We start from the raw sequence: 11,886 nt of genomic DNA, 5'->3' as shown, positions 1-11,886 counted from the left end.
CTCTTTTTTTGACATTCTCCTATAAAATTTAAAATATTAAACCGTTTTCACTTGACAAAAATTGGTCTATACCATATAATGAAATAAAGAAATATGGAGGAACAATTATGAAAGTTATTCAAGTAAAAAATCCTGAAGAAGGTGGAAAAGTAGCTTTTGAAATTTTAAAAGAAAAGTTAGCAAACGGTGCTCAAACATTAGGACTTGCGACAGGTAGCAGTCCACTTGAGTTTTATGGAGAAATCGTTAAGAGTGACCTTGATTTTTCAAATCTTACAAGTGTTAACTTGGACGAATATGTAGGTCTTGATGGAGATAACCCACAATCTTATCGTTACTTTATGCAAGAAAATCTATTCAATAAAAAGCCATTCAAAGAAAGCTTTTTACCGCGTGGTGTAAAAGATAATGCAGAAGAAGAAGTAGAACGTTATAATCAAATTCTTGCAGATCATCCAGTAGATTTACAAATCTTGGGAATTGGCCGAAATGGACATATTGGATTTAATGAGCCAGGAACTCCATTTGATAGTCAAACACACCTTGTAGATCTTGATCAGTCTACTATTGAAGCAAATGCTCGCTTCTTTGATAAGATTGAAGATGTACCAACACAAGCTATCTCAATGGGAATCAAAAATATTCTAGATGCAAAATCTATTCTTCTCTTTGCTTATGGTGAATCTAAGGCAGAAGCTATCGCTGGAACTGTTGAAGGTCCAGTTACTGAAAGTCTTCCAGCAAGTAGTTTGCAGAACCATCCAGATGTAACTATTATTGCGGATGCTGGAGCACTTAGCCTGCTTGAAAAATAAAAAATTCACGAACCACTTGCTCTTTGTAGTGAGTGGTTTTTTACTTCAAATGTTCACTATCCTGCTAAGGTGGTATAATATAGCTATATAAAGGAGGTTCGAACTTTGATTTATATAATCGGTTTTATTTGTTTTTTACTTTTAATGTTACTGTTTTATCGTCTCATTCAGCAATCAAAGAACCCTTCAGGTATTCTAGGAAAACGAATGATGAAATTGTGGAATAGAGCCTATCTCCCCATGTTTGTATGGGCAATTCGTCATCTGGATAGGACATTTTACCCTGTAATCTTAGATGTAGGAGTTGGGAACGGCCGTTCAACCATCCTACTGAAAGAAACTTTTCCGCAAAGTACTATAACTGGAATCGATATTTCAGATACCGCAATAGCTCAAGCCAAACAGATAGAGATGACTAATCTAAATTTTGAACGAAGAGACGTTAGGGAGACAGGTTTTTCTGATGAAAGTGTTGATTTAATCACAGCCTTTCAAACTCATTTTCATTGGCAGAATCTAGAGGCTTCTTTTATGGAAATTCGAAGAATACTCAAATCAGACGGGATGCTCTTACTGGCTTGTGAATATAACAAGTTATCTTACTTTTTACCACAGGTTCAAAGCGAAGAAGCATTTAGACGATTCTTGTTATCAGTAGGGTTTGAGCTCGTAGCTAGTCAAAGAAAGGGATCGTGGATCCTTTATAAAATTCGTAAAGGATTTGTTAAAAAGTAGCTTTTTTAAAATCTTTTACAGGAGGAATCAGAATGAATACGAAGAATAGGAATTTGATAGAAGATAATAAAAAGGCTGAAAACCAAAGCTTTCTCTATTATTTACACGAGGAAAAAGTATTTGATAGGCAGTCGCTGGCTAATTTATGTCACTACGTAGAAAAGATCGATTCTATTAGTATAGATCAGCTGAGGGATTTGCATTTTATTGAAAATCAAATTCTTCGTCATCTGGTATATCATTTTGATAGCAATGACTTGAGTAAGATTTCAAATCTTCCTGATGAATATTGGGAATATATTGAATCTTTTGAACAAGCAGTAACAAAGTTGTATGATTTGATAAAGTATAGGTAAGAAAGTAATTAATAAACTGGAAAATAGGAATAAATGTAGGCTTCCCCTTGACATTTATTCATTATGCATGTAAAATAGAATAGATCTTGAACTTGAAGGGAGTGAAAAAAATGTCTAAAACAGTAGTACGTAAGAATGAATCTCTTGACGATGCACTTCGTCGTTTCAAACGTGCGGTTACTAAAGCTGGTACTCTTCAAGAAACACGCAAACGTGAATTCTATGAAAAACCTTCTGTAAAACGTAAACGTAAATCAGAAGCAGCTCGTAAACGTAAAAAATTCTAATTGAAGTGAAAGGCTAGACTTGTCTAGTCTTTTTTGTATTCTTAAGACCCGAATAATTTTACATGTTTCAATGATTATTTAGGAATTGGATAAAAATCAAACTTAAGGATGTAATAACTGAATATTATAACTCTATTTACTTTTATTTGACATTTAAAATAATTATTCGTTTTAGTTGATTTTAATTGAAAAATAGAGTAAAATTGTGCTAAAATAGTGTAATTTTACACGGAGGTAAATAGGGATGAAAAACCAGAAAAGGTTTGGAAAATTATTAATCACTTTATTGTCTACAGGTGTGCTTTTGGCCGCTCTTCAAAGTCAAGAAATCATCACTGCTGAAGAAACAACGACAGCTGAGCAAATTTCTACAACAAGTGCTGAAGCAACAACTTCTGCTGAAGCTGTAACAACTACAGAAACTCCTGCACGTGAAGCAAGAGAAGTAGCTGCAGAAGTGACTGGTACTATTAAAAACCATGATATTAAATATTATGAATACTACACAGATGTAGACCTTTCTTTTTCAATTACAGATGATGATGTGAAAGAAGGCGACTATGTTACAGTTACATTAGAAAACGTCGCTGTCTTAAATCAACTAAATGGCAAGGATGTCACTTACGAAGGTAAGACAATTGGTAAAATTTCAATTGTTTCGTTTGAAAACGTCAATAAAGCACGTCAAGGTTCAAACGATACAGCTCAAATGCAACAAGCTGAATTGGAATCAACACGCGCGACATTAAAAATTACATTTACGAAAGCTATTGAAGCTGAAAAACCAGATGTATTGAAACAAGTCAAGTTCCAAATTACATCAGATAACGCTTATAATGGAGCTGTAATCGCAAATAAAGACTACACTTTAAACCAAGTGATTAAAGTTGGATCTTCTTCTGTGACAAGTACAGTAGATATTCCGAAAGTAGAACAATTTGCTACTGAGACAAACTCAATCCACTTCACACCTTCTGGAAATACGATTAAATTCAACGCTGATGGATCATATGAAACGACTACACAATTCCAAGTTCGTGGAAGTGAAGGTATGAAAGTTGGTTCAACTGTTGAGTTAGAATTCAATGATGCTTCAGGTATCGAGTGGAAAACAAGTGGAGATGATGCAATTAAAGTGGGCGACACACACCAAGCTTACTTTATCTTACCTGTCTATAGTAGCTATAGTGTTAACCAATATGGTGCTTATGTGTTCCCGACAGGTGTAGCACCTAAGTTTAAAGTAACTTCAGTTTCAGCTAAGAAAATCACACTTGAAATGATTTCAGGAGATGTTCCAAAAGAATTAGGAGTATTCTTCGGTGTTGGTCAAAACCGTATTAATATCATCGATAAATCTAAGATTGATCTTGAAAAAATGCAATATGATGTTTCGAAAGTAGCTACGGCAACTATTGATGGGAAAGATTCAAAGGGTATCTATATTTACCGTATCATTAATGATTCTGCAGGTGCACAATTAGTTCTTGATACGCTTGTAACAGACTACAAAGATATCGATACAAAAGAAAATCTTAAACCACAGGATAAGGGTTGGAAAGATCCAGCTACTATTGATGGTTATGAGTTTGTGAAAACAGAAAAAGATCGTGAAGGAAATCGTATCCACTGGTATAAAAAAGTAGAACAAACTACGACAACAACTAGTACTACGACTACAACTACCACGACTACAACTACCACGACAACAACAGTAGAGCCAACTACTACTTCAACAACTACAACGACAGTAGAGCCAACAACAACTACAACGGCAGAAGCGTCAACTACCACTACAACAACAGAAGAATCAACTACCACTACAACAACAGAAGAATCAACTACCACTACTACAACAGTTGAGACAACTCCAGGTAAATCAAGTGAAGAAACTCCTTCAGGTAAAACAACTGAAGAAACAAGACCTGAAACTACGTCTACAACATCTGAACCTAAAAAGGAATTGCCAAATACTGGTTCTAAAGAATCATTGTTTGCAACTGGTGTAGCACTCTTGGTAGCTGGTCTTGGAGTCTTGGGCTTAAAGAAACAAGATAACTAAAGTGCACTATCTATTATGAAATAATAGTCCGAAGGATTAGACAACAATTTGTTGTTTAATCCTTTTTTGTATCGTTCAAATATTATCAGATAAATTAATAGCGTAAACACGGTAAAAAATACAAACTTCTTCCTACAATCTGATATAATAGTAAGAGAACTCGATTTAAGGAGAAATATATGTCGGTTTCAGTAAAAGAAGTAATTGAGAAGCTTAGATTAGACATTGTCTATGGGGAGCCTGAATTACTTGAAAAGGAAATTAATACTGCAGATATAACGCGACCTGGTCTCGAAATGACAGGCTATTTTGATTACTATACTCCAGAGCGTATTCAATTGTTGGGGATGAAGGAATGGTCCTATCTGATCAGTATGTCTTCTCACAACCGTTATACTGTTTTGAAAAAAATGTTCCTACCAGAAACACCAGCAGTTATTGTTGCGCGTGGTCTAGTTGTTCCTGAGGAAATGTTAAAGGCAGCTAGAGAATGTAAAATCGCAATTTTAACAAGTCGCACAGCTACAAGTCGTCTTTCTGGAGAACTGTCTAGTTATTTGGACTCCCGCTTAGCGGAACGTACAAGTGTACATGGGGTCCTAATGGATATTTATGGTATGGGTGTTCTCATTCAAGGTGATAGTGGAATCGGTAAGAGTGAGACAGGTTTAGAACTAGTTAAACGTGGTCACCGTTTGGTAGCAGACGATCGGGTAGATATCTATTCTAAGGATGAAATGACTCTCTGGGGTGAACCTGCTGAAATCTTGAAACATCTGATCGAAATTCGTGGAGTAGGGATCATTGATGTCATGAGTCTATACGGTGCCAGTGCAGTTAAGGATTCTTCACAAGTTCAGCTAGCTGTTTATTTGGAAAATTATGATACAAATAAGACCTTTGATCGCTTAGGAAATAATGCTGAAGAACTAGAAGTTTCTGGAGTTACCATTCCACGTATCCGCATCCCAGTTAAAACAGGGCGCAATATTTCTGTAGTTATCGAAGCTGCTGCCATGAACTATCGTTCTAAGGAAATGGGCTTTGATGCGACGCGTCTGTTTGAAGAAAGATTGACGAAATTAATTGAAAAGAACGAGGTGCAAAATGATTGATCCAGTTGCTTTTCAAATAGGTCCATTTGCCATTAGATGGTATGCACTTTGTATCGTTTCCGGCCTTATCTTAGCGGTATATTTGGCAAGTAAAGAAGCTCCTAAAAAGAAAATCTTATCAGAAGATATTCTGGATTTTATCTTAGTGGCTTTCCCTTTGTCAATCATCGGCGCGAGACTTTACTATGTTATTTTTAAATTTGACTATTATAGCCAACATTTAGGGGAGATATTTGCTGTCTGGAATGGTGGTCTTGCGATTTACGGCGGTCTAATTACCGGAGCGATTGTACTTTATATTTTCGCAGACCGTAAATTAATCAATACCTGGGATTTCTTAGATATTGCAGCTCCGAGTGTCATGATTGCTCAGAGTCTAGGACGTTGGGGGAACTTCTTTAACCAAGAAGCTTACGGAGCAGTTGTAGAAAACCTTGATTATTTACCTGGTTTTATTAAGAATCAGATGTATATTGATGGTTCTTATCGTCAACCAACTTTCTTATACGAATCTATCTGGAACCTGATTGGTTTTGCTTTGATTGTTATTTTTAGACGCCGATTAAATGGTATTCGTCGTGGTCATATCATAGCCTTTTACTTAATTTGGTATGGTTTTGGACGTATGATTATTGAGGGCATGCGTACAGATAGTCTCATGTTCTTTGGACTTCGAGTATCTCAGTGGTTGTCTGTTCTATTAATTGGACTTGGTATTTATATTATCGTTTATCAAAATCGGAAAAAAGCACCATTTTATAATGTAAAAAAGGAGAATTAAAATGTTAGAAGTTGCTTATATTATTGTGGCTATTGCCTTGATTGTATTTATTGTTTATTTGATTATTACCCTTCAAAAAGTTGGACGTGTAATCGATGAAACTGAAAATACTGTTAAAACGCTAACTTCAGATGTAAATGTTACTCTACATCACACAAATGAACTTCTTGCCAAGGTCAATGTTCTTGCTGATGATATCAATATTAAAGTTGCAACCATTGATCCACTCTTTACAGCAGTTGCAGACCTTTCTGTTTCTGTCTCTGACTTAAATGAGCAGGCTCGTGTCTTGAGTAAAAAAGCATCATCTGCAGGTTCAAAAACATTAAAGACTAGTGCAGGCTTATCTGCCGTTCGTATTGCAAGTAAATTTTTTAAAAAATAAAAAGGAGATAACTCATGGGTAAATTATCATCAATCCTTTTAGGAACTGTTTCAGGTGTGGCTGTTGCCTTGTTTCTAACAAGTGAAAAAGGGAAACGTGTTACTAGTCAGGCACAAGACTTTATTGAAGATCTGAGAGAAGATCCAGAATATGCTAAGGAACAAGCAATCGAAAAATTGACAGAAGTCAAAGAACAAACCAGAGATTTTGTTCTAAAGACAAAAGAACAAGTAGAATCAGGCGAAATTACCTTGGATTCAGTTCTTGAGAAATCTAAATCTTTAGCTCAACAAGCTACTGAAGCTTCAAAAGAGACCTTGAACAATCTCAAGGAACAATTGGAAGAAAAAGTAGTTGTTGAAGACCCAGAAGAAGGTCAAGAAATCATCATCGAAATCAAAGAAGATTAAAATAGAAATCACCATTTTTGATTCCCTTAGAGTCGGAGATGGTGATTTTTTTTCTTGAGGGAAGTCTTTGTGGTATAATAAATACTATGCAGAAGAAACCAACATCAGCTTATGTGCACATTCCATTTTGTACACAAATCTGTTATTATTGTGACTTTTCTAAGGTCTTTATTAAAAATCAACCAGTAGACAGCTATCTAGAACATCTACTGCAAGAATTTCATTCTTATGACATTCAGAAGTTACGTACTCTCTATATTGGGGGAGGAACACCGACAGCCTTGTCTGCGCCACAGTTAGAGGTGCTTCTGGATGGATTGACTAAAAACTTAGATTTGTCAGTCTTAGAGGAATTAACCATTGAGGCTAATCCTGGTGATTTGGATGAGGACAAGATTGCAGTTTTGAAAAATTCAGCGGTCAACCGTGTTTCGTTGGGTGTCCAAACCTTTGATGACAAAATGCTGAAAAAAATTGGTCGTAGTCATTTGGAGAAAGATATCTATGAAAATATTGATCGTCTCAAGTTAGCAGGGTTTGATAATATTTCCATTGACTTGATCTACGCTCTTCCTGGTCAGACTATGGACCAGGTCAAGGACAATGTTGCCAAGGCCATCGCTTTGGACATTCCCCACATGAGTCTTTATAGCTTGATTTTGGAAAACCATACGGTCTTTATGAATCGTATGCGTCGTGGGAAGTTACCACTTCCTAAAGAAGAAGTAGAAGCTGAAATGTTCGAATATATCATTGCTGAATTAGAGAGAGCTGGTTTTGAGCATTATGAAATTTCAAATTTTTCAAAACCAGGTTTTGAAAGTCGTCATAACCTCATGTATTGGGATAATGCTGAGTATTATGGTATTGGTGCTGGTGCTTCTGGTTACGTCAATGGTGTTCGCTATAAAAATCATGGTCCTATCCGCCATTATTTGAAGGCAGTAGAAGAGGGAAATGCTCGCATCCATGAAGAACATCTGAGTCTAAGGGAACAAATGGAAGAAGAGATGTTTCTTGGACTTCGCAAGAAGACAGGAGTTTCAAAAGCAAGATTCGAAGAAAAATTTAGCACATCTTTTGAAAATTTATATGGTCAAGTTGTAAGAGATTTATGTCATCAAGGTCTTTTACAAGTAGAAGGTCAACAAATACGAATGACAAAAAAAGGTCTCTTTTTAGGAGATACAGTAGCAGAACGATTTATATTGGAGTAGAATTATGGGCTTAACTTATCAAATGAAGATGAAAATTCCTTTTGATATGGCTGATATGAATGGCCATATCAAGCTACCAGATGTTATCTTGTTGTCCCTGCAAGTATCAGGAATGCAATCAATTAATCTAGGAGTGAGTGACAAGGATGTTTTAGAACAGTATAATCTAGTCTGGATTATCACTGATTATGATATCGATGTTGTACGTTTACCTCAATTTGCTGAGGAAATCACAATTGAAACGGAAGCCTTGACTTACAATCGTCTATTTTGCTACCGCCGTTTTACTATTTATGATGAAGATGGTCAAGAAATCATTCACATGGTAGCTACCTTTGTCCTTATGGATCGTGAGAGTCGGAAGGTTCATCCTGTAGAACCTGAAATAGTCGCCCCTTATCAATCTGAGTTTTCTAAGAAACTCCTTCGCGGGCCAAAATATGCAGAGCTAGAAGAAGCGATTAGCAAAGATTACCACGTTCGTTTTTATGACTTGGATATGAATGGCCACGTCAATAACAGCAAATATCTGGACTGGGTTTTTGAAGTTATGGGGGCAGATTTCCTAACCAATCATATTCCTAAAAAAATCAACCTCAAGTATGTCAAGGAAGTTCGACCAGGTGGTATGATTACTTCTAGTTACGAATTGAATGGACTAGAAAGTAATCACCAAGTCACAAGTGATGGCGACATCAATGCTCAGGCAAAGATAACTTGGCAAGAAATTAAAAAAGATTAGAAGGAAATATATGACTTATAAAGGTTATTTAATTGATTTAGACGGAACAATATACAAGGGTAAAGATAGAATCCCAGCGGGAGAAGCTTTTGTACATGAGCTGCAGAAAAAGGAAATTCCTTATCTTTTTGTAACAAACAACACTACTCGTACACCTGAAAGTGTTCAAGAGATGTTGGCAAATCAGTTTAATATTGACACGCCTGTATCGACAATCTATACTGCAACCTTAGCGACCATTGATTACATGAATGACCTGGGACTTGAAAAGACAGTTTATGTGATTGGAGAAGCTGGGCTCAAGGAAGCCATTCAAGCAGCTGGTTATGTTGAAGATAAAGAAAATCCAGCCTATGTGGTTGTAGGTTTGGACTGGCAAGTTGACTATGAAAAATTTGCTACTGCAACCCTAGCTATCCATAAAGGTGCTCATTTTATCGGCACCAATCCAGATTTAAATATTCCAACAGAACGTGGACTTTTACCTGGTGCTGGTTCACTGATTACTCTTCTAGAAGCAGCAACTCGCGTAAAACCAGTTTATATTGGAAAACCAAATGCGATTATTATGGACAAGGCTGTTGAACATCTAGGACTTGAGCGCCAAGAAATTGTCATGGTGGGCGATAATTACCTGACTGATATTCGAGCTGGTATCGATAATGGAATTCCAACTTTGTTAGTAACTACTGGTTTTACAAAACCTGAAGAAGTAGCAGATTTACCAATCGCCCCAACTCATGTCTTCTCAAGTCTAGCGGAGTGGAATTTCGATGAAAACTAAATTAACTTTCGGAGGAAGTCTTCTCTTTCTCCTCTCGCTTGCTATTTTATTGACCATCTACCTGTCTTGGTTGGTTTACCCTCTGGAGATTTCTTGGTTAAATCTGACAAGTCGTGTTCATGTTCAACCTCAGACAATCCAGCATAACTTTAATGTGTTGATGAATTATTTGACCAATCCATTGAGTCAGGTATTAGCAATGCCGGATTTTCCTTCGTCTGCCTCTGGGATTCATCATTTTGAGGTTGTCAAGGGACTCTTTCACCTAGCGCAAGGAGTAGCGATAGTTACCCTACCGATTTTTTATCTTTTTTGGAAGCAAGTCATTCAGAAAGGTTTTCTGTCTCTATATCGCAGAGGTCTCTTGATTATGCTGTCTTTACCTTTGGTTCTTGGTTTAGTTGGTGTCTTCATTGGGTTTGAACAATTCTTTACATTGTTTCATCAAATTCTTTTTGTAGGTGATGATACCTGGCTTTTTGATCCAGCAAAAGACCCAGTCATTCTTATTCTACCAGAGGACTTTTTCCTGCATGCCTTTCTCCTATTTTTCTGCTTGTATGAGTTGATTTTTGGATTTATGTACCTTAAAAGTCGAAAAACAGGCAATTAAAAGAATAAATGCATAAAAATGTTTTAAAAGAATGTGCGAAAAACCTATTTTTCTTGAAAAAATAGGTTTTTTTACGGAAATAACTAGTCAAGCGCTTTATTTTTTTGTATAATAGAGTGAGAAAAGTATGCAAAGAAGAGAATAGCATGATTACACTATTTTTATCACCGAGTTGTACATCATGTCGTAAGGCAAAGGCCTGGCTTGATAATCATAAAGTGCCTTTCCAAGAGCACAACATTATGACCAGTCCTTTATCAAGAAAAGAATTACAACACATTCTTTCCTTGACCGAAAACGGTACCGATGACATCATTTCAACTCGTTCAAAAATTTTCCAAAAGTTAAATATCGATGTGGAAAGTATCTCGGTGACAGAGTTGCTTAATTTAATTGAGCAATATCCTAGTCTTTTGCGTCGTCCAATCATCATTGATGATAAACGTATGCAGATTGGCTTTAATGAAGATGAGATTCGTGCATTTCTTCCTCGCAGTTACCGTAAGCAAGAATTGAAAGAAGCTACATTAAGAGCTGGTATTAATTAGATGAATAAACAGTATAGTTACCCACTAGATTTGTCGTGGAGCACTGAAGAACTTGCTTCAGTGCTTTCTTTTTTTAATGATGTTGAAGCTGCCTATGAAACACAGGTAGATGCTAAGAAACTATTAGATTCCTACAAGGTATTCAAGTCAGTTGTGCCTAGCAAGAGCGAAGAAAAACGTTTGGGACGTGAGTTTGAATCAGTTAGTGGATACTCTTTCTACCGTGCAGTCCAGTTGGCCAAAGAAAAAGGAGAAGGGAAGATTTCACTTGGAAAATAAATTTACATTTGCCAAAGAAATTGTCAGGGAAGCTGGGGAATACATTCTCCAACATATGAAAGAAGATCTCCATGTTGAGAGAAAGTCTTCCCCTACAGATTTGGTAACTAAATTAGATAAAGAAGTTCAAGACTTACTTATTAAAAAAATCCGTTCTCGCTATCCAGATGATCTATTTTGTGCAGAAGAAGGCTGCATGCGTGCAGCAGTAGGACAAGGTTCTGTATGGATTATTGATCCTATTGATGGAACCAACAACTTCGTAGCACAAGGTGAAGATTTTGCCGTTATGCTGGCCTATTTTGAGGATGGTATTGGTAAGTTTGGTATTATTTATGATGTCATGAAAGGTGATTGTTACCATGGTGGAGGAGACTTCCCGCCCTGTCGCAATGACGAACCTTTGCCACTTTTTAAAAAGAAACCCTTGAGAGAATTTTTGGTAGCTGGTAATTCTGGAATGCTAGCGACTAACGAATGGGGCTTAGCGGATTTGGGAAATGCTGCACTTGGAACACGAGTTTATGGCAGCGCCGCTATTAGTTTTGCCAAGGTGCTATCAGGTCGACTTTTAACTTATATCACTTATTTACAACCTTGGGATTATGCGGCCGCAAGTATCCTAGGTGAGAGTTTGGGTTATAAGGTTTTTACGATTGCTGGTGAGGAAGTCGATTTTCAAACAAGACAGGCCGTTATGATGGTGCCAGTCGAGATGAAAGATGAGATTCAATCCTATATCTATGAAAGGAAATAA

The 11,886-nt window shown here is 36.7% G+C and carries 16 protein-coding genes; all 16 read left to right on the top strand.

Going from position 1 to position 11,886, the window contains the following annotated elements; all coding sequences use genetic code 11:
• Nucleotides 1-107 precede the first annotated feature (107 nt).
• Nucleotides 108-815, top strand: a complete 708-nt coding sequence (locus NMM19_RS00380; RefSeq protein WP_049495524.1) for a glucosamine-6-phosphate deaminase — start codon at nt 108-110, stop codon at nt 813-815.
• Nucleotides 816-920: 105 nt separating this feature from the next.
• Nucleotides 921-1,550, top strand: a complete 630-nt coding sequence (locus NMM19_RS00375; protein WP_178895172.1) for a class I SAM-dependent methyltransferase — start codon at nt 921-923, stop codon at nt 1,548-1,550.
• 32 nt (nt 1,551-1,582) lie between these two features.
• Nucleotides 1,583-1,906, top strand: a complete 324-nt coding sequence (locus tag NMM19_RS00370) for a hypothetical protein (protein ID WP_178895171.1) — start codon at nt 1,583-1,585, stop codon at nt 1,904-1,906.
• A 110-nt stretch (nt 1,907-2,016) separates the two neighbouring features.
• Entirely contained in the window at nt 2,017-2,193 is a 177-nt protein-coding gene (rpsU, locus tag NMM19_RS00365; RefSeq protein ID WP_000048054.1) for a 30S ribosomal protein S21, read from the top strand.
• 244 nt (nt 2,194-2,437) lie between these two features.
• Nucleotides 2,438-4,255, top strand: coding sequence for an LPXTG cell wall anchor domain-containing protein (locus tag NMM19_RS00360; RefSeq protein ID WP_178895170.1), 1,818 nt, complete (start codon nt 2,438-2,440; stop codon nt 4,253-4,255).
• Between the two features lie 179 nt (nt 4,256-4,434).
• Nucleotides 4,435-5,370: an HPr(Ser) kinase/phosphatase gene (hprK, locus tag NMM19_RS00355; RefSeq protein ID WP_178895169.1), complete on the top strand. Its 936-nt coding sequence runs from the start codon at nt 4,435-4,437 to the stop codon at nt 5,368-5,370.
• Complete coding sequence (gene lgt / locus NMM19_RS00350; RefSeq protein ID WP_178895168.1) at nt 5,363-6,151, top strand: prolipoprotein diacylglyceryl transferase; 789 nt, start codon at nt 5,363-5,365, stop codon at nt 6,149-6,151. The genes hprK and lgt overlap by 8 nt, the downstream gene beginning before the upstream one ends.
• 1 nt (nt 6,152) lies before the next feature.
• Nucleotides 6,153-6,536, top strand: a complete 384-nt coding sequence (locus tag NMM19_RS00345) for a DUF948 domain-containing protein (RefSeq protein ID WP_024053556.1) — start codon at nt 6,153-6,155, stop codon at nt 6,534-6,536.
• A gap of 14 nt (nt 6,537-6,550) precedes the next feature.
• Entirely contained in the window at nt 6,551-6,946 is a 396-nt protein-coding gene (locus NMM19_RS00340) for a YtxH domain-containing protein (protein WP_178895167.1), read from the top strand.
• An 86-nt stretch (nt 6,947-7,032) separates the two neighbouring features.
• Entirely contained in the window at nt 7,033-8,163 is a 1,131-nt protein-coding gene (hemW, locus tag NMM19_RS00335; protein WP_178895166.1) for a radical SAM family heme chaperone HemW, read from the top strand.
• 4 nt (nt 8,164-8,167) lie between these two features.
• Nucleotides 8,168-8,905, top strand: coding sequence for an acyl-[acyl-carrier-protein] thioesterase (locus NMM19_RS00330; protein ID WP_178895165.1), 738 nt, complete (start codon nt 8,168-8,170; stop codon nt 8,903-8,905).
• 10 nt (nt 8,906-8,915) lie between these two features.
• The gene (locus NMM19_RS00325; RefSeq protein ID WP_178895164.1) at nt 8,916-9,689 is read left to right on the top strand and encodes a TIGR01457 family HAD-type hydrolase; all 774 of its coding nucleotides are present in this window, start codon (nt 8,916-8,918) and stop codon (nt 9,687-9,689) included.
• Entirely contained in the window at nt 9,679-10,302 is a 624-nt protein-coding gene (locus NMM19_RS00320) for a TIGR01906 family membrane protein (RefSeq protein ID WP_178895163.1), read from the top strand. Before NMM19_RS00325 ends, NMM19_RS00320 begins: the two co-directional genes overlap by 11 nt.
• 146 nt (nt 10,303-10,448) lie before the next feature.
• Complete coding sequence (locus NMM19_RS00315) at nt 10,449-10,850, top strand: Spx/MgsR family RNA polymerase-binding regulatory protein (RefSeq protein ID WP_006148218.1); 402 nt, start codon at nt 10,449-10,451, stop codon at nt 10,848-10,850.
• The gene (locus NMM19_RS00310) at nt 10,851-11,129 is read left to right on the top strand and encodes a UPF0223 family protein (protein ID WP_004252549.1); all 279 of its coding nucleotides are present in this window, start codon (nt 10,851-10,853) and stop codon (nt 11,127-11,129) included.
• Nucleotides 11,119-11,886 carry an inositol monophosphatase family protein gene (locus NMM19_RS00305; protein ID WP_178895162.1) on the top strand — a complete coding sequence of 256 codons (768 nt, stop codon included), beginning with the start codon at nt 11,119-11,121 and terminating at the stop codon, nt 11,884-11,886. Before NMM19_RS00310 ends, NMM19_RS00305 begins: the two co-directional genes overlap by 11 nt.

Origin of the sequence: Streptococcus sp. CF8_St5-17, from assembly GCF_024295665.1 — a bacterium.
Taxonomy (GTDB): domain Bacteria; phylum Bacillota; class Bacilli; order Lactobacillales; family Streptococcaceae; genus Streptococcus.
The sequence above is the reverse complement of the archived record's forward strand: the minus strand, read 5'-3'. Positions and strand labels throughout refer to the sequence as shown.

Excerpts from the sequence above, each read along its gene's own strand:
- NMM19_RS00380 (WP_049495524.1), top strand. The coding sequence starts at position 108 with ATGAAAGTTATTCAAGTAAAAAATCCTGAAGAAGGTGGAAAAGTAGCT.
- NMM19_RS00370 (WP_178895171.1), top strand. The coding sequence starts at position 1,583 with ATGAATACGAAGAATAGGAATTTGATAGAAGATAATAAAAAGGCTGAA.
- rpsU (WP_000048054.1), top strand. The coding sequence starts at position 2,017 with ATGTCTAAAACAGTAGTACGTAAGAATGAATCTCTTGACGATGCACTT.
- NMM19_RS00360 (WP_178895170.1), top strand. The coding sequence starts at position 2,438 with ATGAAAAACCAGAAAAGGTTTGGAAAATTATTAATCACTTTATTGTCT.
- hprK (WP_178895169.1), top strand. The coding sequence starts at position 4,435 with ATGTCGGTTTCAGTAAAAGAAGTAATTGAGAAGCTTAGATTAGACATT.
- lgt (WP_178895168.1), top strand. The coding sequence starts at position 5,363 with ATGATTGATCCAGTTGCTTTTCAAATAGGTCCATTTGCCATTAGATGG.
- NMM19_RS00345 (WP_024053556.1), top strand. The coding sequence starts at position 6,153 with ATGTTAGAAGTTGCTTATATTATTGTGGCTATTGCCTTGATTGTATTT.
- NMM19_RS00340 (WP_178895167.1), top strand. The coding sequence starts at position 6,551 with ATGGGTAAATTATCATCAATCCTTTTAGGAACTGTTTCAGGTGTGGCT.
- hemW (WP_178895166.1), top strand. The coding sequence starts at position 7,033 with ATGCAGAAGAAACCAACATCAGCTTATGTGCACATTCCATTTTGTACA.
- NMM19_RS00330 (WP_178895165.1), top strand. The coding sequence starts at position 8,168 with ATGGGCTTAACTTATCAAATGAAGATGAAAATTCCTTTTGATATGGCT.
- NMM19_RS00325 (WP_178895164.1), top strand. The coding sequence starts at position 8,916 with ATGACTTATAAAGGTTATTTAATTGATTTAGACGGAACAATATACAAG.
- NMM19_RS00320 (WP_178895163.1), top strand. The coding sequence starts at position 9,679 with ATGAAAACTAAATTAACTTTCGGAGGAAGTCTTCTCTTTCTCCTCTCG.
- NMM19_RS00315 (WP_006148218.1), top strand. The coding sequence starts at position 10,449 with ATGATTACACTATTTTTATCACCGAGTTGTACATCATGTCGTAAGGCA.
- NMM19_RS00310 (WP_004252549.1), top strand. The coding sequence starts at position 10,851 with ATGAATAAACAGTATAGTTACCCACTAGATTTGTCGTGGAGCACTGAA.